Origin of the sequence: Eoetvoesiella caeni, from assembly GCF_003315175.1 — a bacterium.
Classification (GTDB): Bacteria; Pseudomonadota; Gammaproteobacteria; order Burkholderiales; family Burkholderiaceae_B; genus Eoetvoesia; species Eoetvoesia caeni.
In genome coordinates this window covers 117,618-139,185 of sequence record NZ_QNRQ01000012.1, presented here as the reverse complement: position 1 = coordinate 139,185, position 21,568 = coordinate 117,618, and the positions used below count along the sequence as shown (strand labels likewise).

Sequence of the window (21,568 nt, the reverse complement as noted above, 5' to 3'; positions counted from 1 at the left end):
GTGCAGATGACTTCTGATATTGCGTGGTCAGGAGCCGACTGCACACCTGGCGTTACGCCCCGTCAATTGGTGCAGTCGTCTTCTGAAAATGACAGCATGCGGGCAATCCGCGTTTCTCCTTCGGCACCGGCAAGCTGGGTGATTTGGCTGGTTTTGCCAGTGCAGTGCTGCTGGCCCTGATCGCTTTGCTGATTGGCTGGGAAAGCCTTATACGGCTCACCCAACCGATTCATATCGATTTCAATCAGGCGATTGCGGTGGCCGTCGTGGGGCTGGTTGTCAATCTGGTGTGCGCCTGGCTGCTGAAAGATGATCACGCGCATCATGGACATCAGCACCACGGCCACCATCATGGTCACAGCCATGTTCATCATCATAGTCACGATGACCATCACACGCCGGGCAAAGGCCGCGACAACAACCTGCGTGCTGCCTACTTGCATGTGCTGGCCGATGCGCTGACTTCAGTGTTGGCTATTGCCGCGCTGCTCGTGGGGAGCGGCTACGGTTGGACATGGGCCGATCCGGCCATGGGGGTTGTCGGCGCGCTGGTGATCGTCCGTTGGTCATGGGGGCTGATTCGCGACTCCGGCAGTGTGTTGCTTGACGCCACAACTGAAAGTGGACAAGTGCAGCAGGAAATCCGGGAAGTGCTGGAGCCAGCAGGCGACCAGATAACGGATCTGCATGTCTGGCAGGTTGGCCCCGGCCATTTTGCGGCCATCATCTCGTTGATCGCCCGCAAACCTCAGGAATCCGAGGACTACAAGGCACTGCTGGCACCGATCCACGAGCTGTCGCATGTCACGGTCGAAGTGCAGCGCGTAGCAAATTCTTCCGCGTAACTCTTTGAGCGGTCGAGACTGGAACGTGTCGGCAAAAGCATCGCTGCGTGCTCGACCAAGTTGCAGGCGGCTTTGACATCAATCGACAAATAGCAGCCCATCCAGGCGCAAGGCACGGAATGACAAGGGCTGTCATAAAGTCTTCATCTCTTATGCACAGGCTTGCTCACAGAATCTGTGGATAAATCCGTGCGTGTCGGCGCGCGCGCCGCCGGGCTTTCGGGCTGCGCCCCGTGCCGGCTTCGCCATCACGGCCATTCGGCTTCAATCCCTCACGCCTTCGCGCCGGGGCGCTGCGCGCTTCGCTTGCACGTGCGCGATCCGCAACGATTAACGTCTGGCTGCGTTTCACGCAGAGGGTGCCAACGCAACACCGAGTGACACGGTGGGGGCTGTCTTGCTTCCGGTCATTGTGTCATGCCGTTCTTATTTTCAAGGGCGGCGCGTCGCCGTGGGCGCCGCTTGCGGCCGCTGGCCGTCTTCGACCCTTGAAACCTGCGCTGCGCCATGCCTTCGGGTTCCGGGCAATCCCGCCCTGAACACTGGAGCGCATCATGAACAACACCATCGCCGCACTGAGCTATGACAACATGGACGAGGCATGCACCCTGTATGTACGCAGTCCCAGTGGCCGCTACAAGCTGGCCAGCGACGAGCAGATTCTGGCGGCGGGCCGTACCGCTGCGGAAAGTCTGGTTTCCCAATCTTCGCCGGTCGATCAGCCGACCAAGGTGAAGCAGTTTTTTCAGGCCAAACTGGCCGGGCTGGGCCACGAATGTGCTGCCTTCCTGTATCTGGACTCACGTTTCAAGCCGATTCGTTATATCGAACAGGGGCCGGGTACGTTGAGCCAGGCCAGCGTCTATCCCCGCGAGATCGTCAAGACGGCGCTACGCCTGAACGCTGCCGCGCTCATCATGGCGCATAACCATCCATCGGGTTCAACCGAGCCAAGCATGGCGGACCTGAACCTGACTAAGCATCTGAAAAACGCGCTGGCGCTGATAGACGTACGGCTGCTTGATCATGTCATCGTGACGGCGGCCAGCACGGTTTCACTGGCAGAGCAGGGGCAGATGTAAAGCCCCGACAACCGCACAGGGCGCAATGTCCTGTGCGGTTGTCAGATAAGCAGGCTCAAGTGCTTGCGGCTTCTTCTATATGGCGCCCCGCCACAGGCGGTGCAGGCAAAGCTACTCCTTGGCTTGCTGGCGCAGGTTGCACGCAAGCGTGCAGTCCTCGATGCTGGCGGTTGTTTGTCTGGACATCACGAGGGGCGGTTCACCAACATGCCGCCCAGCCTGGCTTATGAAGCTTCCACACCACATTTTCAAAGGCAGCGCCGCAGCGTGCGGCGGGGAGGTTTTCGCCCCACATCGGCAGCCTGGTTCTTGCCCGCATCAGGGCGCTGGCCGGTCGAGCGTATATGCGGTGAAACCGAGTTCGCCATCTCTCCTTGCAGGACGGTCGGCCTGTACGTCCTTGTCTTGTCGTGAATCCTGGCGGGGGACGGCTGCGCCTTGGGCTATGGGCCGCAACCGTCCAGCACAAACAATTTCCCCTGCGCTGCGCGCATTCCTCGCGAGGCAAATTCTGTGTGCTTTCCGGCCCTCCACGCTGTTACGGCCGCTGGTGCGGTGCAGCCCGCCCACCCCCGCCGACCGGATCACAACAAGGACGCACTGGCGCGACCTTGAATTCCTGAAAGGAGTATCACCATGGCTACTATCGGCGCCTTCACTGCAGATACCAACGGCTACACCGGCACCTTGCGCACCCTGACGCTGAACGTCAAAGTCAAGCTGGTTCCCAACGACAAGGGCGAAAACGACAAAGCCCCCGACTTCCGCCTGCAGGCCGCCGGCAATGACATCGGCGCGGCGTGGAAGAAAACCAGCGAGGCCGGGCGGGAATACCTGTCGGTGACGCTGGACGACCCCTCGTTTCCGGCCACCGTCTATGCCCGCCTGATCGAAGGCGAGGACGGCACGCATGACCTACTGTGGACGCGCAGCAAGCCGCAAGCGGCTTAAGCCATCGCGCCCCGCCTTTTGGCGGGGCGTATCCACTCAAAGGCCGATGACGGCACAGCCCCACAGGCCTTATGGTTAGACCTTACCTTCGGTAAGCTGGGTTTCTGTCTGGGTCATGAGCACTGCCGTGCTGCATTCCAGCGCGTCGGCGATCTTGAAGATAATCGCCAGCGTAGGCATGTGCTCGCCACGCTCGATTTTGCCCAGGTGGGAGCGTTCGATGCCCGCGAGGTTCGCCAGCATTTCCTGGGCGATACCGCGTTCCGTGCGCAGCGCACGCACCGCACTGCCGAAGGCCTGGGCCAGTTCGGCATCAAAGGTGGTGGCGCCGGATGGCCGGCCGCGCTGTACGGGTCGCTTCTGCATAGACAGAAGCGTCGTTTAGCGGAGCAATTAAAACCACGTTATATTTAACTCATTGATTGGAATTTCGTCTTTTCTTGTGTAATTAATGAAATCCGTAAGTGTGGATTCCCTTAAAAGCGGAGAATCACAATCGTGCTTTTCATGGCTTGCGCATAAACGGCATTACGATTGCCCGCTTTTACGGATTCGAGAAAAACCGCTTTCGGGACTTTGTACGAACGCGCAAAGATAAATCGGCGGCTTTACGCTTTGGTAGAACACACGTGAACCATCCACTCATCACCGACGAAGAGCACGCACAATTGCTCGCCCACGGCCAGGCACGCGCCGCAGGCCAGCACATCGACCCGCTGCCCGTGGTGCGGATCTTCACGCCAGACGCCCATGCGACCTGGCTACTGGTTAGCCTTGACCCGCAAGATGGCGATACGGCCTATGGCCTGATCGACTTGGGGATAGGCATGCCGGAGCTGGGAACGGTGCAACTTTCCGCCTTGACGTCCATCGTCGGCCCGCGTAAGCAGCCCGTGATGCGTGACCGCTATTTCCAGGCTGTGCGTCCGTTATCGGAATATACTCGCCTAGCGCAAGAAAACGGTTCGATCACGGATTGAAATCAGTGGCTGCGATCAAAACGCGCAGTCCATCTAATCAGGGCGCATCGAGACTATTTCAGTCATATTCAAGATCGGTACGGTCCGAATCTTGGGCCTTGCATAAATATACGATGGTTCAGACTTAAACAGTCATGATCTTTTGCACGATATGCGCCAGGGTGAGGGATGCTACTTACTGATTTTTCAGTGGCGTCGACATCGCATTCTGATTGCCAGCGCAAGGGTTAAGACCCAATCGGACTTGATATTTTCAGTTTCATTTGATGCGATTGGTAGTTGAATATTAACGCATTGAAACTGCGCTGTGTGCATTTTGCGATGAGGCGGCCCTGCTGAATAAAAAGGGGGTTTGCGTCATGGCTGATTCGCACACCAGACACTGGCATCCGACCGCCGCGTATTTGTATGTTCTGCATCTGGACGGCCCGGCACTCGCTTGGGAATACCTGCGCCGCCATCCTGATTACCGGCAAGACTGGGTATGCCGTCCCCAACGGCCAGACGCTGCGCAGCACTGGGGGCTGCGCTTGCTGGAAGACCCCGCCTTGGATGCGCGCGATGCGCATCCTATCTGGTTCCCCGATGCTCAGGGCGTTCATCTTTACCCGGATGCCGACCCCATGCCGGAGGCCACGCTGTTCACGCTCTGGCGCATCCCGGGCGACAAATCTTTAATGCACGATGGCGTGCGCCTGGTGCTGCGGGTGCGCTGGCCGGGCGGCTGCCTGCGGCTTGCGCTCGCCCCTGGCCTGGCCGATGGCATGGCTTACGTCTATGCCATGCGCGCCGGCGCCGACCTTCTGGCGCACGCGCAAGCGCTCACGCTGGAAATGAGCAAGCTGGCCCTGGCCAGCAACGCCATTCCCATTGCCGTCGTGCGGCCCCGGCCCGCCTTGTCGGCCTTGCAGGAGCTGCACACCTTGCAGGCGCTCGATGCCACCCTGGCGGGGGCATCTTTGCGCGACATCGCCGAAGGGCTGTTTGGCCCCAAAACAGTGGTCCGCGATTGGCATGCCGACGGCGCTTTACGCGCCCGCATGCGTCGCCTGGTGCGCCGGGGCGACACGCTGATGCGTGGCGGCTACCGCCGCCTGGCACAGCTTCCCGCGCCGGTACAGGGACGTTCTTCACCCCCTGCAAAACGTCCCTGAGCAGGTCGCCCGACTTTGTTGAGACTGTCTGCATCCGGCCCCGCTATGGGGCCGGGCGCTCTCAACCGATGGAGGCTCACCCTATGCGACCCGCACCCTTACGGCCTGCCGCCGTTCCCGCCACTGCGCCCGCGCAGCCCCAACGCTACCTCACCAACGACGAAGCCGCCGATTACCTGCGGTTGTCGCCGCGCACGCTGGAAAAGCAGCGCGTGATCGGCGGTGGCCCGAAGTTTCGCAAGTTCGGACGGCGCGTCATGTACGCCGTGGCTGATCTGGATGCCTGGGCCGATGCGCGCAGCTATGGGGCCACGTCCGACCCGGAGTATGCCGAACGCCATGTGGGTGATTATCGTGACGGCCGCTGATCGTTCGCCCGCTGCCGGCCATCAAAATGTCTCGTCCGTCCGCCGCGCAGCGACCGCCGCAGCAGGAGCAGCTTGCGCTGTTCCGTGCCTTACCCGGCGACATGGCGCCACGCGATGCGCAGGACTTGATGGCCTATCCCTTCTTCTCGCTGGCAAAGTCGAGGCGGGTTGCGCCCATCGACTTTCGCAATGGGAACGTCACCATCCGTGTGGAAGGCACCGCCGAACATGGCATTGCCACGATCTGGGATGCCGACATCCTGATCTGGGCCGCGTCGCAGATTGTGCAGGCACGCGATGCCGGCATCACGCCTTCGCGCTGGATACGCGCTACACCCTACGAAATCCTGCGCTTTATCGGGCGCGGCACCTCCTTGCGCGACTACCAGCGTCTGAAAGCGGCGCTCGACCGGCTGCAATCGACCAGCGTGGCAACGTCCATCCGCGAAACCACGGGGCGGCGGCTGCATCGGTTTTCGTGGATCAACGAGTGGAAGGAACTGGCCGACGCCGGCGGCAAGCCGCTGGGCATCGAACTGATCTTGCCGGACTGGTTCTATGCGGGCGTGCTCGATGCAGCCCTGGTGCTGACCATCGACCCGGCGTACTTCCGGCTCACGGGCGGTATCGAACGCTGGCTGTACCGCCTAGTGCGCAAGCACGGCGGCAAGCAGCCGGAGGGCTGGCAATTCGATTTCCGTTACCTGCACCAGAAGTCCGGCAGTACCGCCAAGCCCGCCGACTTTGCCTGCGATCTGCGCACCCTGGTCGCCAAGCAATCATTGCCCGGCTACGTGTTGGGGATCGAGCTGCTGCCGAACGAAGGCCGCGAACGGCTGACCTTCCGACCGGTGCCGCCCACAGCACGGGGATAAGTCTGTGGAAAAGCTGTGAATATCCTGTGAATAGTGTCGTGCTATCAGGCGTGTCCGGTATCGTGCTATCGGGCGTGGGACTATCGTGCTATCAGGCGTGCCAATCGGCTGCAAAGCCTTGCCAACACTGGGTTTGCGCGCCCCTTAACTTATCTAACTTAACTACTCTAACGATTGATAAAGACTCGCCACCACGATGGATAGATTCTGAAAAGGGAAACACCCGGCAGTTTGAAGGACGTAATCAGCCGAAGAACCAAACCCGTTTGGCAAGGCAAAAACAGCCCGGTTTTCCTGGTGGGAGGGCTGCGCCATGATCGTTGCCTTGCTCAATCAGAAAGGAGGCGTGGGCAAGACCACGCTGGCCACCCACATCGCCGGAGAACTCGCGCTGCGCGGTCAGCAGGTCATTCTGCTGGATGCCGACCCGCAGGGGTCTTCACTGGACTGGACACAGCGCAGAAGCCAGCAAGGCTTGCCACGGCTGTTCAGTGCCGTGGGCCTGGCGCGCGAAACACTGCATCAGGAAGCGCCGGAACTCGCCAGGCGGGCCGATCACGTGGTCATTGATGGCCCACCCCGCATCGCCGCCTTGGCGCGCTCCGCGCTGCTGGCAGCCGATTACGTGCTGATTCCTGTGCAACCCAGCCCCTATGACTTGTGGGCCAGCGCCGAGATGGTGGCGCTGGTCCGCGAGGCCCAGGTGTTCCGGCCTGCGTTGCAAGCGGCCTTTGTCATCAACCGGCGGGTCAGCACCACGGTGATCGGACGCGAAGCCCGTCGGGCGCTGGCCGAGCAGCCGCTGCCGGCGCTGCGCGCCGAGGTTCGCCAGCGAATCGTCTTTGCCGACAGCGTGGCCGCCGGGAGGTTGGCACGCGAAACGGCACCCGACAGCGCGGCGGCGCGTGAAATCACCGCGTTGGTCGATGAACTGCTGCGGTGGCCGGCATGAGCACGAAACCCGCACGGCCCAAGCGCGTAGGCATTGGTGCGCGTCCGCCCGCGAACCCGCACGCTGAAGCGTGGATTCGTCAGGGCGACGCTGAAGCGCTGAACAAGGGTGATCTCTACACCGCTCGTCTGACGCTGGACATTACCCCCGCCCTGCGGGCGCGCATCAAGGTATCGGCCTTCACGCAAGGCGTGACTGTGGCCGAGCTGCTGCGCGGTCTGCTGGAAAGGGAGTTTCCAGATCCTCGCAAAAAGGACACGCCATGAATCGCTTTGTTTCGCCTGCTGGTGCGGCCACGGCGGCATCACTGCCGCCCTCCGCCGCGCTTGCCCTTCACGCTAACCGCGCACCGTTGACGCGGGTGGCGCTGGCCACAATCGAACCCCATTTCAATCTTTACCTGCGTTTTGGTGAACCGGCACACACGCTGCGGTTGGACCGCTGGCGGCGCTGGGCGGTGTTTCTGCCGGGCGCGGTGCTGTGCCGTATTCGCTGGCAAGCCAATGACTACGGCACGGTGCGCTGGCAGCTGATGGTGATGCAGGCTTGCACACCGCTGGACGCGGCGCAGCGCATCCCCGGCGTGCAGCCGGGTGCGCGCCTGTTGCTGCACGTTGAAGGCCATCATTCCGTCCGTTCTGTGCTGCAACGCATGGATGCCATCGAGTCACTGGGCATCGCGCCCGCCGCCGTCTCGCCAGCGTACTGGCGCACGCTCGCCAATCGGCTGGCGGCGCGCCAGCCGTTGCCTGACTATACCGCCGAGCGGCATGCCGCCTGGCTGGCCGGGCGGGCCTTGTCATGACGCCGGTTGCCACGCTCAATAAGGCCGCTGGAGCCGGGCCGTATCCTCGTTCGCGCCTGCGCGCTCGCATCGTGCTGACGGGCTTCGCTACCGTTGGCCTCGCTGCACTGGCCTGGGCGGCTTTTTTGCCTCGGTTGCCGCGCCTGATCTACAACCCGTCCGACAGTGTGGCGGTAGGCTGGTATCGCGTCGAACCGCTCCAACATCATTCTGGCTCGTTGTCTCGTCGGCTACGCGTGGGCAGCATCGTTCTGACCCGATTGCCTGCCGACGCGGCGACGTTAGCCGCGCAGCGCGGCTACCTGCCCGCACACATTCCGTTGCTTAAACGTGTGGGCGCGGTCGCGCCGCAACACGTCTGCATCGTGGCCGGTCAGGTGCGCATCGACGGCGTGCCGGTGGCCGCCGTGCTGTCTGCCGACCGGCTGGGGCGTCCGTTGCCGTTCTGGCCGCAGTGCCGGCCATTGATGGCGGCCGAACTGTTCCTGTTGAGCACCACGAATCCGGCCTCGTTCGACAGCCGCTATTTTGGCCCGGTCAGCGTAGCCGCCGTGATCGGCATCGCGCACCCGGTCTGGCATGAGGTGCAGCCATGAAGGCCGCCGACTCAATGCACGTCGCGCTGCATGTCATCGTGCTATCAGGCGTGTCTTCCTTGGGGCTGCCGTCATGTCGCCGTATCTGCTGTGCGGGTGCCAATTCTGAGCATTGGACACTTTGCGCCGTGCAACCTCCGGCGCAGCCGTCCCACGTGCAGGCATCTTGCCTCGAACGCGCCTGGCCTGCGACCCCTGGCGCGTCCATCGGCGCGTTCGCCGGTGTGCGGGCTGCCCATGCAGCAGTGCCACCGGGCCGCCGACGCCGGGAGCGAAAGCGACAGACAAAGGCGGAAGGCAAGACAAAAGGGGTCGGCACCCAGCCGCCCGCAAAGCCAGTCTGCACATGGGGGTGGCGCGGCACGATACGGCGTTGCCGTCGTGCCGCTGGGGGCGCGTGGCCCGCGCCAAGACAGGGCTGGCCGCGTGCTTCGCACGACCGGCTACGCCGCAGCTTCAGCCAGAACTTGCAGGGAGCGCAGGCATGACCGACCGCCACGATGATGATTTCCGGGTGCGCCCCAGCGCTCCGAAGAACCGGGGCAAGGGCCAAGGCCAAGGTTTTATTTCCAAGGTGCTCAAGCAGACCGGCAAGGCCAGCGGGGGCAAGTCCTCAATGCGCCATTCCGCCGCCGGTGGCCGCAGCGCACGCGCTGGCCAGCGTCCCGGCGCACGCCTGGGGCGCGGCCATACGGCAGTGCGTTTTTCTGGCGCCAATCTCACGCCATTCTCGCGGCGGGTGACCATCAAGACCCTGCTGGTCAACCAGCGTAACGCCAGCCCGCAATCGCTCGCCAAGCACCTGCGCTACATCGAGCGTGACGGTGCGGGCCGCGGTGGCGAACCAGGCCAAGCCTACGGGCCACAGACGGATGTTGCCGATCTGGGGGCTTTCAAGGAACGCTGTGCCGAGGATCGGCACCATTTCCGCTTCATCGTTTCCCCGGAGGACGGCGCTGAACTGGATGACTTGTGCACCTACACCCGGCATCTGGTGAACCGCATGGAAGCCGACCTGGGTACGCGTTTGGATTGGGTGGCGGTGGATCACTGGAATACCGATAATCCGCACACTCACCTGATCGTGCGCGGGCATGACGATACCGGCCAAGACCTCATCATCGCGGGCGACTACATCGCTCAGGGCTTGCGTCATCGCGCTTCTGAGCTGGCGACCGAATGGCTGGGGCCACGCACCGAGCGGGAAATCCAGCAGACCATGCAGCGCGAAGTGGAACAGGAACGGTGGACGGGCCTGGACCGCACTCTGCAACGTGAGATCGGCGAGGATGGCAGGGTGCATATCCAACGCTTCAATGAGCCGAACTTGCAACGCCAGCGTCTGCTGCTGATCGGTCGCCTGCAACGCTTGCAGCGCCTCGGGCTGGCCGACGAAATACAGCCCGGCTCCTGGGCCATGCACACCGATGCCGAAGAAACCTTGCGTACCCTGGGCGAACGCGGCGACATCATCCGCACCATGCAGCGAGCCATGAGCGGAAAACAACGCGAACTTGTCGTATTCGAGCCGGGCCAAGGTGGCGATGGAGGTGGCTGCGCCATCGTCGGGCGCGTGGCGGCCAAGGGGCTGGATGATGAGCTGCGCGACCGGGGCTATCTGGTGATCGACGGCGTGGATGGCAAGGCCCATTATGTTGCGCTGAACGCCCGCGACGAACCGGCCAACTATCCAACCGGCGCGGTGGTGGAAGTGAAGGGTTTCGCCGACATCCGGGGGGCTGACCGCAACATCGTGGAACTGGCCAGCGACGGTCTGTATCGGACCGATCATCATCTTGCCATTGAGCAAGGTCGGGTCAAGGCTGGACGCGACCCGCAGGAAGTGGTCGCGTCGCACGTCCGTCGGCTGGAAGCCTTGCGCCGAGCTGGCATCGTGGAACGCGTTGCCGAAGGACTATGGAAAGTGCCGGGCGATCTGCCCGAACAAGGTCGCCAATACGATGCGCAACGCCTGGGTGGTGTGGCGGTGGAACTGAAATCGCACCTGCAGATTGAACGGCAAGCCCGCGTGATCGGGGCTACCTGGCTCGATCAGCAACTGATCGGGGGTGGCAAGGGGTTGGAGGATGGGGGCTTCGGGGGCGAGGTTAAACAGGCCATGCAGCAGCGCGCCGATTTCCTTGAAGAACAGGGGCTGGCTCAGCGGCGTGGACAGCGCGTGCTTCTTGCCCGAAATCTGCTGGGCACGCTACGTAACCGGGAACTGACTCAGGCGGCTAGGGACATTGCCACAGAAACAGGCCTGGAGCATCGCCCAGCGAAGGACGGGCAGCGCGTGGCCGGTATCTACAGGCGCAATATCATGCTTGCCAGCGGGCGCTACGCGATGCTGGACGACGGCATGGGCTTCTCGCTGGTGCCGTGGCGACCGGTGATCGAGCAGCGGCTGGGCCAGCAGGTCGCTGCAACAGTGAATGGCGGTAGGGTGTCATGGGAGATTGGGCGACAGCGAAGCCCTTCCGTTTGAAGTTTACTTTGTGATTAGTCATCCGCCTCAGTGATTAACCATTCCCTGAATGCCGCTAATCTGGGCAGATTGGCGCATTCGGGCCTGTAAACGATGTAATAAGACACATTCAACGCAAAGCTGATGTCAGGGAATAGCCTCACCAGGCGCCCGCTCGACAGATCGTCGCGGGCCATGATACTGCGTGCGAGCGCGATGCCATGCCCCTCAATAGCTGCCTGCAGCACGGCTGCAGAATTATTGATCTGCATGCCGCGACGGATCGTTGCTGTGTCACTAACTCCGGCTTTCTTCATCCACTCCTCCCAGGTCGGGAAGCCCGAATGGCCGGCCATCGTCAAGTCATGGATAAGTGTTTCGCGAATTAGATCACCTGGCTTTCGTAGTTGCCTGCGCTGACGCAGCAGCTCAGGGGAGCATACGGGAAAAGCCTCTTCATCCATGAGCTTGTCGGCCTTCAGGCCCGGCCAGTCCCCCATGCCGTAGCGCACGCCGATATCGATGCGCTGGGCTATGAAGTCCACCGATTTGTGATTGGTGTCCAAGCGCACGTCGATGTCCGGACAAGCTGTCTGGAATCGATCTATCCGCGGCAGCAGCCACTTAGCGGCGAATGCCGGGCTGACCGTCACGGTGAGCACCTCGCTGGTTGATCCCTCTTGTAGCCGTTCCATGCCTAGCGCCAGCCGGTCGAAACCGGCCCGGATGTCTGGCAACGCACGTTCAGCCATCTCGGTCGGGCTCAGCCGAGCCCTCCCGCTGTTGACCCGCACGAACAGCGGCGTACCCAGCCAGTCTTCCAGCGTGCGCACGAGTTGGCCCACGGCTGCCGGCGTGACGTTCAGTTCAGCCGCTGCTGCGGAAAAGCTTTGGTGGCGGGCGCTGGCTTCAAATGCCCGCAAGGCGTTCAGGTGGACAGGCGACTTCATAGCGATAAAGTTTGGGTATACGGATTTAATGGTTGATGGGGCACCTTCACCCCATCAATCTGATACCACCCTCAGATGGTTGATAGATCGACTCCGTAGTTGAGTTCCTCTGCGAAGTCCGGCAGTCCGTAACCGATGGTTTTCTTGTAGAAAGGAGAGACCTTCGCAGTCGGTGCCTTCTTCTTGTGCTTCGTGGTGTAGAGCATTCGTGCCCGCATCACCTCGAAGGAGTAACCGCGCCCTTCACGGTTCTTGTCCTTGGCCAGTCGGTTGATGGACTCCGTGTAAGCGTTGGTGACGGGCATGTCCTTCTCGAAGTAGGTCATGGTCTCTTCGCGCCAGTTTCCCACTGCCCTGACCAGATCGCTCCAGACTTCCTTTTGGCCCTTCGGGATGGTGGCTATCCACTCGTCCAGGGCGGCTTCTGCCTGGAGCCGTGTGGTGGCGTCCCAGATGCCGTAGAAGCGCTCCTTGTGCTCGTAGGCGGCCAGCAGTTGCGGGAACGCGCCTGTCCAGGTCTCCATGATGAGGCGCTCCCGGTCTGAGACTTCGTGAGCGCGTTTCAGCAGGATTTTCCGGTCTCCCTTGAGAGTCCGGCTCTGGGACGGTTTCAGCTCCTTTCTGAGGCCCTTGCGCACTTTCTCTAGGGCATCGTTGGCCATGCGCACCACATGGAACTTATCGACCACGATACGGGCCTGGGGCAGCACAGCCTTGACCGCTGCCCGGTAGGGGTTCCACATGTCCATGCTGACGATCTCGACCTTCTGCCGGTCTTTCAGCTTCATCAGGTAGTTGGTCACCACGTCCTGGCGGCGGGTGGCCAGCAGGTCGAGCAGGGTTCGCTCCTCAATGTTGGTCAGAATGCAGCGGTAGCGCTTGTTCAGGTATAGCTCGTCAATGCCCAGGATGCGGGGCGTCTCGAAGCGGTGCCAGCGCCCCAGGAACTCGGCGCGGGCGTTGAAGATGTCGCGCACCGTCTTCTAGTCCAGGCCGGTCTGTGCCGCCACAAAGGTGTAGGGGTGGTTGAAGGATTCCTTCTCCACGTACTCATGCAGCCGCAGTGTCATACGGAATCCGTCCACCATCTCCGGTAGCTGGGGCCTGAATGTTGTCTTGCAGGCCCGGCAGGTGTATCGGCGGCGGACCACCCAGAGAGTGACCCGCTTGCCGTGGATGGGCAGATCACGATAGGGAACGTCACGCTTGCCGAACCGTACGAACTCACCCTGCACGCCGCATTCCTCGCAGGCGATGGGATCGGGCACGTCCACCTGGAAGTGCATTTCGTCGTCGGTTGATTTGCAGCCCAGTACTTGGTATTGCGGCAGGTGAAGGATGTTGCCGGGAAGTTCGGTCATGGTGTTGTATAGGCGTAGGTGTCAGTCAGATCCATCCGGCTCGGCATTGGTGTTTGCTTTTTTACCCAACAAGCTGCTGGAAACGAAAAGTAAGGCACCGAGGACAATTGCAATATCAGCCAGGTTGAAGGCCGGCCAATGCCAGTCTCGCCAATAGAAATCAAAGGAATCCACAACATAGCCGCGAAAGACCCGGTCAATCAGATTGCCCATGGCGCCACCGAGGATAAGACTGTAAGCGATGGCTTCTCCTTTATGACGATTTTCAAGGATCAGCTTGATCAGAAAAATCGAGACCACTACCGCGATTCCGATAAAAAAGTAGCGCTGCCAGCCTCCACCATTCGCAAAAAGACTGAATGCGGCACCGGTGTTCCATAGGTGCACCCAGTTAAAGAACGGGGTCACCGAAACATACTCGCCATAGGCCATTGATTGCTGCACCAGCCACTTTACAGCCTGATCAGACGCTGCCAGCAGGCCCGATATGGACAATAGGGCATACGGCGAGAGCTTTTTGCCAATAATGAGCATTATTTAACCCTTCAACGCCAAAATGCGTCTGGCACCGTTAAGTACAATGCCCCCCGCGATGGTGCCGATAATCAGATCCGGATAATTGGAACCGGTCCACGCGACCAGGGCGCCGGCGGTGATGACCCCCAGGTTGATCACCACGTCGTTGGCCGAGAATATCCAGCTTGCCTTCATGTGCGCCCCGCCTTCCCGATGTTTGGATATGAGCAGCAGACAACTGGTATTGGCAATCAATGCGACGAATGCGATAGCCATCATCACCAGCGATTCAGGCTCACTACCGAATACAAAGCGTCTCACCACCTCTACGAGCACGCCCACAGCCAAGATCAGTTGCAGTACACCAGCAAGATGCGCGGCACGTACCTGCATTTTCACGCTATGTCCAACCGCATAAAGGGCAAGCCCATACACCGCCGCATCGGCAAAATTGTCCAGGGATTCTCCAATCAGGCCGGTGGACTGGGCGATCAGACCGGCAGTCATTTCCACCACGAACAGAAGTGCATTGATGCCGAGCAACCAGCGCAGGGTCCCGGATTCTTGCTTAGCAGAAGCTGCCGAAAACTCGGCGGCCTTGATGGTCTCCGGATTTGCAGCGACGGTTTCCTGAAGCGAGGCGCCTAGCCCCAAGGTCTTCAGTTTCGAGGTGACGGGCTCGACCTCGCCGTCATGCACGACCTTCAGCCGGCGGTTCGACAAGTCGAAGGACAGCGCCCGAATCTCCTCAAAGCCGTTCAGGGCTAGGCGAATCATTCGTTCTTCTGATGGACAGTCCATCTTCGGCACGGCATAAACACTGACCCATCTCCCTGGCGCCTCGGAGGAGGCCTGTATATCGGTATCCGCTGCGGACGTTGCATCACCGCCACAGGCGCCACCACAGGATTTGCTCATGATACGACTCCACTTGAACAATGTTGTGGTACCATTTAGAACTATAAAGCTACTATAAGGTCAATAGAGTAAAGAATCCGTTGGGGAGGAGGCTGATGCGCATTGGTCAGTTGGCGCAGTTGGTAGGGGTCGAAACACAGACGATCCGCTTCTATGAACAGCAGGGCTTGTTGCCGCCGCCTGATCGGCAGGACAACGGTTACCGTGTCTATACCGAGAAGCATGGTGAGGGGCTGGCCTTCATCCGTCGCTGCAGAATCCTGGGCCTGTCACTGGCTGAGATTCACGAACTACAGAGCTATCAGGACGACCCTCATCAGCCTTGTACCGCCGTCAACGCCTTGCTCGATGATCACATCTCTCATGTGCGGTCGCAGATAACCGCTCTGCAAGCGCTTGAGAAACAACTCGTTTCACTGAGAGCGAGTTGCAACGATGACCGGGAAGTTGAGGCGTGCGGGGTTCTTGCTGGAATTAGCGAAGGAAACATGCACCAGCAGTAGGTGAAGCATCAACCAGATAATCCGATGAGATGCCGGTCTGTCTCACTCTCATGCTAAGGTAAGATCAACCATTTAATCCGCTTACCCTAAAGTTTTTCTTTCAATGAGTGATACTTTATCTCATTCGCCCTCTATGCGGAATATGCCAACAATATGGCTCTAAGGTTTACTGGGAAGTGCATTCATGACGCTCACACGTCGTTCTTTTTTGGCCGGGACTTTGCTGGCAGGCGGTTCGCTGTGGGCGGCTTCATCTTTATGGAGGCCATCTGCTGCCGCAGAGTCAAGGCAATTGAAAATTCCCGAACTGATTGATGCTCGCGACAAAAGTCAGTCGGTAGTCCTTAAAGCGCAGATTGGCAAAACATCCTTTTTCCCTGGACGAGAGAGCGTGACGCTAGGCTACAACGGCAGCTATCTTGGCCCGACGCTGCGTGTCCATCGTGGCGACGACGTCGAGATGGTGGTCACGAATGCTTTGGGCGAGGATACGACGGTCCACTGGCATGGCCTGCTCATTCCGGGAGAGCTTGACGGCGGTCCTCATCAGACCATCCGTTCGGGCTCGACGTGGCGACCGGTGCTTCCCATTCGTCAACCGGCGGCGACGCTCTGGTACCACTCGCATATCCATGGCCGGACAGGAGAACAAGTCTATGCAGGGCTTGCGGGCCTGCTGATTGTGAGCGATGACGATGAACGGGCGCTCGGCTTGCCATCGGAATATGGTGTGGATGACCTGCCCTTGATACTGCAGGATCGACAATTCGAGAACGGTACTCTCGTACTGCCTCAGGGCATGATGTCGGTCATGCATGGACGTCGAGGCGACACGCTGATGGTCAATGGAACCGTCAACCCGACAGCCCGCGTGCCTCGTGGCCTGGTTCGCTTACGCTTGGTGAACGGCTCCAATGCCAGGGAATACGATCTCGCATTCGCGGATGATCGGCCCTTTCACTGGATTGCTTCCGAAGGCGGCTTGCTTGACAAGCCGGTCGAGCTTCGCACCCTACGACTTGCGCCGGGAGAGCGTGCGGAAATTCTGGCTGACTTTTCGGATGGCCGGCCAGCGACACTTGAAACCGGTCCGGACGGCAACCTTCCAATGATGATGGGCATGATGACCGCTGCCGCAAACCTGGGGAGAATTGGACGGGAGACGGTTGTTCGATTCGAACCTCAGGGCAAGCCGGCGCTTGAATCCAAAGTGCCTGACAGATTGCATGCTTATGAGCGGCTGGATGAGGTCAAGGCGGTTCGGCGGCGACGTTTTGTCATGAACATGGGCATGGGAGGGATGATGCGCGGCGGGCCTTCCATGGGAGGCATGATGCGGGGGGGAATGGGAATGCTCGGCATCAATGGCCGTACTTTCGACATGGGTCGGGTTGACGAACAGGTCCGCCTTGGCGACATCGAGGTTTGGGAGGTTTCTGGCGACATGATGGCACATCCGTTCCACATCCATGGCGTTCACTTCGAGGTGTTAAGCCGTAATGGTTCGGCCCCCGGGATTCGTGATCAGGGACTGAGGGACACCGTCGTCGCCCAGGGGCCGGTCGAACTTCTGGTGAAGTTCACGCAGACGGCGATGGCATCTCCCTTCATGTACCACTGCCATATCCTTGAACACGAAGACAACGGGATGATGGGGCAATTTTCTGTAAGTTGATGCCCATGGTCATGCGCTTGTCCTAAGCTCCCCGCCCGGCAAACAAGCCCAGAAGAGAAGTTTCGTTAGGCTTCAACACGTTTGCGCGGACAGTCGCACCTCGAAGGCAGTCTCTTGCTGGGTTGAAGACGCTGTAATTCGGCCTGCATGTGCCTCGAATATGGATTTGGCAATCGCCAATCCCAGGCCGGCTCCTTCCGAAGAACGCTGACGTGAGGCGTCGGGGCGATAGAAGCGCTCGAATATGTGAGGCAAGTGCTCCGGCGGGATCCGGGGGCCGGGGTTCACTATCCGAACCTTCACAGATTTCCCATTGCCTTCAAGGTGAACCGAGATGGTCCTTCCCTGCGGTGTATAGCGGATGGCGTTAGACAGCAAGTTGCTCAAAGCGCGCCGGATCATAAGCGTGTCACCTAGCGTGCATACTCGCTCGCTGATCAATTCCAGAGAGACCCCACGTTCTTCGGCCCACGCGCCGAAGTAATCGAAAAGCGTGCGTATCTCTGCGTCGAGATCGATTGTGACAAGTTCGGGTTTAAGTAAATGATTGTCGGCTTGCGCCAGGAAGAGCATGTCGCCTACCATCTTGGCCATGCGCTCATACTCTTCCAGGTTGGAATACAAGATTTCCCGGTATTGATCGACACTGCGCGCTTGCGAAAGCGCTACTTCGGTCTGTGTCTTTATATTGGTGATTGGCGTGCGCAACTCGTGCGCAATGTCTCCCGAAAATTCCGATAAGCGCTTGAAGACCTCTTCAAGGCGGTGGAGCATTTCATTGAAAGACAGTGTCAATTCAACCAATTCGGCGGGAACGCCGTCGGGGTCCAGGCGTATGTGCAACTGATCTGACTTGATTCTTCCCATCTCGCGGCTGATCCGCCGTATTGGTGCGTGGCCTTGATACACCGCTATCCAGGTAGCCAAAATGGCAATCAAGCAGGCGCCGATTATGATCAGTCGAAGATAGCCGCGAAAGCTTTCGAGGTAGTGCAAATGGAAATTGATGCCGGTTGCCACGGCAATGGTCAGTGGCCCGATCTTGGGCAGGCTTTCGGACTCCATTCTTAACAGAGCACCCCTGAATGTTTCGCCCTGATCCTGCCATGTGCCGACGGTGTCAATGGAAATTCGCTCGACGGGGCGCGCAATGCCTGCAAATCTTGCCAGGTCTGAGCCGGGTGTCGAATAAATGACCGAGCCGGTGGACGTTGAAATCCGGTACTGTGCGTTGTGGTGGCCCGAGACGGCATTCGCCAAACGATCTCGAAATGCTTCAGGGCTTTCGTTGGCCGGGGCGGTGGCGAGCGTGTGCTTCAACGCTTGAACCACTGCGTTCAACTCGTCTACATCCTGCTGAATGAAATGGTTATTGATAGACCGCTCGATCATCCAGCCGAAGCAGAGCAGAACGATCGTGATCACTGCCCCAATAGAGACCGTCAGCCGTAAAGCGAGAGACGCGGGTCGTCGCTTCATCGTCAAGCAGAAGGCGTGACGTCCAGCATATAACCCATGCCTCGGACGGTATGAATCAGCTTGGGCTCGTAATCGTCATCAATCTTGGCCCTAAGTCGGCGGATGGCAACGTCAATGACGTTGGTGTCGCTATCAAAGTTCATATCCCACACCTGCGATGCAATCAAAGAGCGCGGCAGCACTTCGCTCTGGCGACGGACCAGCAACTCCAATAGCGCAAACTCCTTATTGGTCAGGTCGATGCGCACACCATCACGCTGCGCCCGTCGGCGAGGAATGTCGAGCGTTAGATTGGCCACCTGAAGCTGGTCGTTAAATACCGGGGCTGCACTGCGCCGCAATAGAGTCCGCACCCGAGCCAAGAGTTCAGAAAAGGCAAATGGCTTTACCAGATAGTCGTCAGCGCCCAGCTCCAGGCCTTTGACGCGATCCTCTACGCTGTCGCGCGCTGTAAGAAAGAGGACAGGCGTCGCAGACTTTGCCTCTCGCAATGCCTGAACAATACGCCAGCCTTCAACATCGGGCAGCATGACATCTAGAATGATCAAGTCGTAGGATCCGGTCAAAGCCAAGTGATGGCCGTCTAATCCATTCCGCGCAAGGTCGACGATAAATCCGGACTCGGTGAGGCCTTGTTTAACGTAATCGCCGGTCTTGACTTCGTCTTCAACGAGAAGCAGTTTCATGGCTGTCTTCTTCAGGTTCTTGGTCGTGGTTCGTGGAAAAAATCGCCGTGGACGTCATCGCTTTGCAGTCGCAATATTCGTCTCCATCGGAAAGACGAGAGAATCACCGTGCTGGAAGGTTTGCACAGCTCCCTGCGTCTCGTCTTTTATGGCGTTCATGAGGACGGCGCGTTCGATCGGCGCCATTCGCGTGAAGGCCGGCACGGACGTGGCTGCTCCGGCTATTGACATGTCGACGAACCGCTTGGCGTCTGGCAAGCGGATGTCCAGCGCTGATGTACGTACTTCGACATCCTGAAACCCTGCGGACTCAAGTAATCGGTACAGCGCGTCGGAGTCGGATAGCGAGAAAGCGATGTCGACATCCGTGACGGCGATATTGAGATGGCGCGCAGTTGCGATGAACAGAGCCTCGTACAAAGGATGACGATGAAGCGACTGCCAAACGCTGATGCCAACCCTTCCAGATTCGCGCAGGACACGGCGCATTCCGTGTAGCGCCTCAGCACGATCGGAAAAAAACTGGAGTCCTTGCTGGCAGAGCACGAGATCGAACTCCTGCTCACGAAGTTCGAGATTTGTTGCATCGCCCTCGCGCCAATCTATGGTGGCGCCTTGGGGCACAGGTTGCGCCATGCCGACGGCTAGCATTTCGGCGTTTACATCCAATGCAACGATGTGCCCGCTTTCACCAACGAGCGGGGCAACTTGTCGAGCAACGCTGCCTGTGCCGCAGGCGAGATCCAACACGCGTTCCCCGGGTTGCGGCGCAACATGCGCCAGCAGCACGCGCGTCCACGGATCCGCAATGTTGCGGCCAAGATAATTCTCATAAGTTTCTGCTGGACTAAGGGCGGGCTGAAGGCTCATAGGGATAAATCGGGGGATCGATGGACGAAGGAAGCTCACAGTCTAGAGTACGCTTGCCGACAACTACATGACGCGAAGATTACAAATATGTAATGATGAAATTGTTGCAGCTTGTTGGAATAGCGGTGACGCAGCTAAAGATGCCGCTGGGGCCTAGGGGTTGCTGGTTCTCGTGTGGCGGCGTGATGCCGCCTCACGATTCACCTTCAATTTTCATTCCAATGGAGATAAATATGGCCCATGAAAAATTTCAATTATGCATCGACGCATGTTATGCCTGCGCGACAGAGTGCGAACATTGCTCGGTCTCGTGCCTACAGGAACAAGACGTAAAAAGCATGACTCGGTGCATAAAGCTGGACATGGATTGTGCACAGATTTGTCGCGTGGCAGCCAGCTACATGGCACGAGGCAGTGAATTCGCCCAGGCGATTTGTCGAGTGTGCGCAGAGATCTGCGAAGCATGCGGCGAAGAATGTGCAAAACATTCAATGGATCATTGCCAACGTTGCGCGGAAGCTTGCCGTAGGTGCGCCGAAGAATGCAGGCGGATGGCCCAGGTGGCCTGAGGAATCCGCGAATCGCTGCGGTTGTTCTTCAAGGATAGCGCAACCGCAGCCGGTAAGATCAGAACGCATTAATGCGCTGCCGCTGCTATGGCTGGCGCTCGGGGGTGTAACCGGCCTCACGAATGGCGCGCTCGACCGCGTCTATGTCTGTAACGCCTTCCACGGCTACTCGACGTGCGGAGAGGTCCACCTCAATGTCCGCCTGCGGAGTGGCGGCGATTATTGCGGCTCGTATAGTGCCCGCGCAGTGACCGCAAGTCATGTCATTTACCTGAAAATTGACCATTGACGTGCCTTCTCTTTGTTCGTGGTTGAATACCCGTACGATAAACCTTCCCATCATGGCAAGGTCAACACAAGACGTACTCGTATTTTCCGGCCTTTGTAAAAATTCCGACTCGTCTCCGATTGGGACGCATCCACCGCAAGCATTGACAACCTTGCCGAGCACACGGACACAAACTATTTCATTCGTCCGCGCCTGCGATAGATGACAAATATGTAATCGGCCCGCAACGCGTCCGACAGGGTCACCCGACTACAGTTCTTCTAATGGTCGCACCACGTTGGCCATGCTGAGAGTTCAGCGTAACTCGCACAAGGAGAACACTATGAAATGCGATATCAAGATGATGCTGAAAGCGGGGGTTGGCTTGGCCGCTGTGGTCGCTGTTGCCTATGCCACTTTTCCCGCCGCCCGTGAGTTGATCACTGCCTTGGCGCCAGCATTGTTCTTCCTGATTTGTCCCGTGATGATGTTCTTCATGATGAAAGGCATGCAGTCTTGCCACAAAGAACAAGACGTCAGGAACCCCGAAGCACGACGGGCGCCGCAACCCGATACGAAAAACATTCTTGATGAACGGCATTGAAGAGGCCGGTTCGTCGACGGTTGTTTAACAGAGTCCAACATGCCTTTTGGGCCGTTCCTGCGCCCAAAACCACCTGCTTCCATTCTGGAGATGA

General features: G+C 59.3%; 23 protein-coding genes and 2 pseudogenes. 16 read left to right on the top strand and 9 right to left on the bottom strand.

Going from position 1 to position 21,568, the window contains the following annotated elements; genetic code table 11:
* Positions 1-104: 104 nt before the first annotated feature.
* The 3 genes and pseudogenes from dmeF to DFR37_RS18215 all read left to right on the top strand — a co-directional run.
* Positions 105-845, top strand: a pseudogene (gene dmeF / locus DFR37_RS18225) (CDF family Co(II)/Ni(II) efflux transporter DmeF); the annotation flags it as partial.
* Between the two features lie 554 nt (positions 846-1,399).
* Positions 1,400-1,927 carry a JAB domain-containing protein gene (locus DFR37_RS18220; protein WP_211317281.1) on the top strand — a complete coding sequence of 176 codons (528 nt, stop codon included), beginning with the start codon at positions 1,400-1,402 and terminating at the stop codon, positions 1,925-1,927.
* 636 nt (positions 1,928-2,563) lie between these two features.
* Entirely contained in the window at positions 2,564-2,878 is a 315-nt protein-coding gene (locus DFR37_RS18215) for a DUF736 domain-containing protein (protein WP_113934595.1), read from the top strand.
* A gap of 75 nt (positions 2,879-2,953) precedes the next feature.
* On the opposite strand, the gene DFR37_RS18210 is transcribed toward DFR37_RS18215, so the two are convergent.
* Positions 2,954-3,244, bottom strand: a complete 291-nt coding sequence (locus DFR37_RS18210; protein WP_113934594.1) for a helix-turn-helix domain-containing protein — start codon at positions 3,242-3,244, stop codon at positions 2,954-2,956.
* A gap of 263 nt (positions 3,245-3,507) precedes the next feature.
* Here DFR37_RS18210 and DFR37_RS18205 point away from each other — a divergent pair, with 263 nt between their 5' ends.
* The 9 genes from DFR37_RS18205 to DFR37_RS18155 all read left to right on the top strand — a co-directional run bounded on the left by DFR37_RS18205 (position 3,508) and on the right by DFR37_RS18155 (position 11,096).
* Complete coding sequence (locus DFR37_RS18205; RefSeq protein WP_113934614.1) at positions 3,508-3,858, top strand: DUF2958 domain-containing protein; 351 nt, start codon at positions 3,508-3,510, stop codon at positions 3,856-3,858.
* Between the two features lie 359 nt (positions 3,859-4,217).
* Positions 4,218-5,012, top strand: a complete 795-nt coding sequence (locus tag DFR37_RS18200) for a DUF7011 domain-containing protein (protein ID WP_113934593.1) — start codon at positions 4,218-4,220, stop codon at positions 5,010-5,012.
* Positions 5,013-5,095: 83 nt separating this feature from the next.
* Positions 5,096-5,380, top strand: coding sequence for a helix-turn-helix transcriptional regulator (locus DFR37_RS18195; RefSeq protein ID WP_113934592.1), 285 nt, complete (start codon positions 5,096-5,098; stop codon positions 5,378-5,380).
* 26 nt (positions 5,381-5,406) lie between these two features.
* A complete protein-coding gene (locus tag DFR37_RS18190) occupies positions 5,407-6,255 on the top strand; it encodes a replication initiator protein A (protein ID WP_113934591.1) in 849 nt (282 codons plus the stop codon).
* Between the two features lie 313 nt (positions 6,256-6,568).
* Positions 6,569-7,207, top strand: coding sequence for a ParA family partition ATPase (parA, locus tag DFR37_RS18180; protein ID WP_113934589.1), 639 nt, complete (start codon positions 6,569-6,571; stop codon positions 7,205-7,207).
* On the top strand, positions 7,204-7,473 hold the full coding sequence (locus DFR37_RS18175) for a chromosome partitioning protein ParB (protein WP_113934613.1): 270 nt from the start codon (positions 7,204-7,206) through the stop codon (positions 7,471-7,473). Before parA ends, DFR37_RS18175 begins: the two co-directional genes overlap by 4 nt.
* The gene (locus DFR37_RS18170; RefSeq protein WP_113934588.1) at positions 7,470-8,012 is read left to right on the top strand and encodes a DUF2840 domain-containing protein; all 543 of its coding nucleotides are present in this window, start codon (positions 7,470-7,472) and stop codon (positions 8,010-8,012) included. Before DFR37_RS18175 ends, DFR37_RS18170 begins: the two co-directional genes overlap by 4 nt.
* Positions 8,009-8,608, top strand: coding sequence for a S26 family signal peptidase (locus DFR37_RS18165; RefSeq protein ID WP_113934587.1), 600 nt, complete (start codon positions 8,009-8,011; stop codon positions 8,606-8,608). Before DFR37_RS18170 ends, DFR37_RS18165 begins: the two co-directional genes overlap by 4 nt.
* Positions 8,609-9,092: 484 nt before the next feature.
* Positions 9,093-11,096, top strand: coding sequence for a relaxase/mobilization nuclease domain-containing protein (locus DFR37_RS18155; RefSeq protein WP_113934585.1), 2,004 nt, complete (start codon positions 9,093-9,095; stop codon positions 11,094-11,096).
* Positions 11,097-11,110: 14 nt separating this feature from the next.
* On the opposite strand, the gene gcvA is transcribed toward DFR37_RS18155, so the two are convergent.
* The 4 genes and pseudogenes from gcvA to DFR37_RS18130 all read right to left on the bottom strand — a co-directional run bounded on the left by gcvA (position 11,111) and on the right by DFR37_RS18130 (position 14,820).
* Positions 11,111-12,025 (bottom strand): transcriptional regulator GcvA, encoded by a 915-nt coding sequence (gene gcvA, locus DFR37_RS18150; protein WP_108621430.1) that lies wholly within the window; start codon positions 12,023-12,025, stop codon positions 11,111-11,113.
* Positions 12,026-12,096: 71 nt separating this feature from the next.
* Positions 12,097-13,386, bottom strand: a pseudogene (locus tag DFR37_RS18140) (ISL3-like element ISPpu12 family transposase).
* A 21-nt stretch (positions 13,387-13,407) separates the two neighbouring features.
* Positions 13,408-13,920 carry a signal peptidase II gene (gene lspA, locus DFR37_RS18135; RefSeq protein ID WP_004863699.1) on the bottom strand — a complete coding sequence of 171 codons (513 nt, stop codon included), beginning with the start codon at positions 13,918-13,920 and terminating at the stop codon, positions 13,408-13,410.
* Between the two features lie 3 nt (positions 13,921-13,923).
* Positions 13,924-14,820: a cation efflux transmembrane domain-containing protein gene (locus DFR37_RS18130; protein WP_004574643.1), complete on the bottom strand. Its 897-nt coding sequence runs from the start codon at positions 14,818-14,820 to the stop codon at positions 13,924-13,926.
* Positions 14,821-14,915: 95 nt separating this feature from the next.
* Between DFR37_RS18130 and cadR the strand changes: the two genes are divergently transcribed.
* Both cadR and DFR37_RS18120 read left to right on the top strand, forming a co-directional pair.
* Positions 14,916-15,323: a Cd(II)/Pb(II)-responsive transcriptional regulator gene (gene cadR / locus DFR37_RS18125; protein ID WP_004364961.1), complete on the top strand. Its 408-nt coding sequence runs from the start codon at positions 14,916-14,918 to the stop codon at positions 15,321-15,323.
* 184 nt (positions 15,324-15,507) lie between these two features.
* Positions 15,508-16,998 carry a multicopper oxidase family protein gene (locus DFR37_RS18120; RefSeq protein ID WP_113934584.1) on the top strand — a complete coding sequence of 497 codons (1,491 nt, stop codon included), beginning with the start codon at positions 15,508-15,510 and terminating at the stop codon, positions 16,996-16,998.
* A gap of 72 nt (positions 16,999-17,070) precedes the next feature.
* Here the strand turns inward: DFR37_RS18120 and DFR37_RS18115 are convergent, their stop codons facing one another.
* From DFR37_RS18115 to DFR37_RS18105, 3 genes are read right to left on the bottom strand one after another with little or no spacing between them, the layout of a single operon-like run.
* Positions 17,071-18,477 (bottom strand): heavy metal sensor histidine kinase, encoded by a 1,407-nt coding sequence (locus DFR37_RS18115; RefSeq protein WP_113934583.1) that lies wholly within the window; start codon positions 18,475-18,477, stop codon positions 17,071-17,073.
* Between the two features lie 2 nt (positions 18,478-18,479).
* Positions 18,480-19,163: a heavy metal response regulator transcription factor gene (locus DFR37_RS18110; protein WP_113934582.1), complete on the bottom strand. Its 684-nt coding sequence runs from the start codon at positions 19,161-19,163 to the stop codon at positions 18,480-18,482.
* A gap of 54 nt (positions 19,164-19,217) precedes the next feature.
* Positions 19,218-20,033 carry a class I SAM-dependent methyltransferase gene (locus tag DFR37_RS18105; RefSeq protein WP_113934581.1) on the bottom strand — a complete coding sequence of 272 codons (816 nt, stop codon included), beginning with the start codon at positions 20,031-20,033 and terminating at the stop codon, positions 19,218-19,220.
* A 233-nt stretch (positions 20,034-20,266) separates the two neighbouring features.
* Between DFR37_RS18105 and DFR37_RS18100 the strand changes: the two genes are divergently transcribed.
* Positions 20,267-20,602 (top strand): four-helix bundle copper-binding protein, encoded by a 336-nt coding sequence (locus DFR37_RS18100; RefSeq protein ID WP_113934580.1) that lies wholly within the window; start codon positions 20,267-20,269, stop codon positions 20,600-20,602.
* A gap of 85 nt (positions 20,603-20,687) precedes the next feature.
* On the opposite strand, the gene DFR37_RS18095 is transcribed toward DFR37_RS18100, so the two are convergent.
* On the bottom strand, positions 20,688-20,888 hold the full coding sequence (locus DFR37_RS18095; protein WP_113934612.1) for a heavy-metal-associated domain-containing protein: 201 nt from the start codon (positions 20,886-20,888) through the stop codon (positions 20,688-20,690).
* A 325-nt stretch (positions 20,889-21,213) separates the two neighbouring features.
* Here DFR37_RS18095 and DFR37_RS18090 point away from each other — a divergent pair, with 325 nt between their 5' ends.
* Complete coding sequence (locus DFR37_RS18090) at positions 21,214-21,474, top strand: DUF2933 domain-containing protein (RefSeq protein WP_211317279.1); 261 nt, start codon at positions 21,214-21,216, stop codon at positions 21,472-21,474.
* The last annotated feature ends 94 nt before the right edge of the window (positions 21,475-21,568 follow it).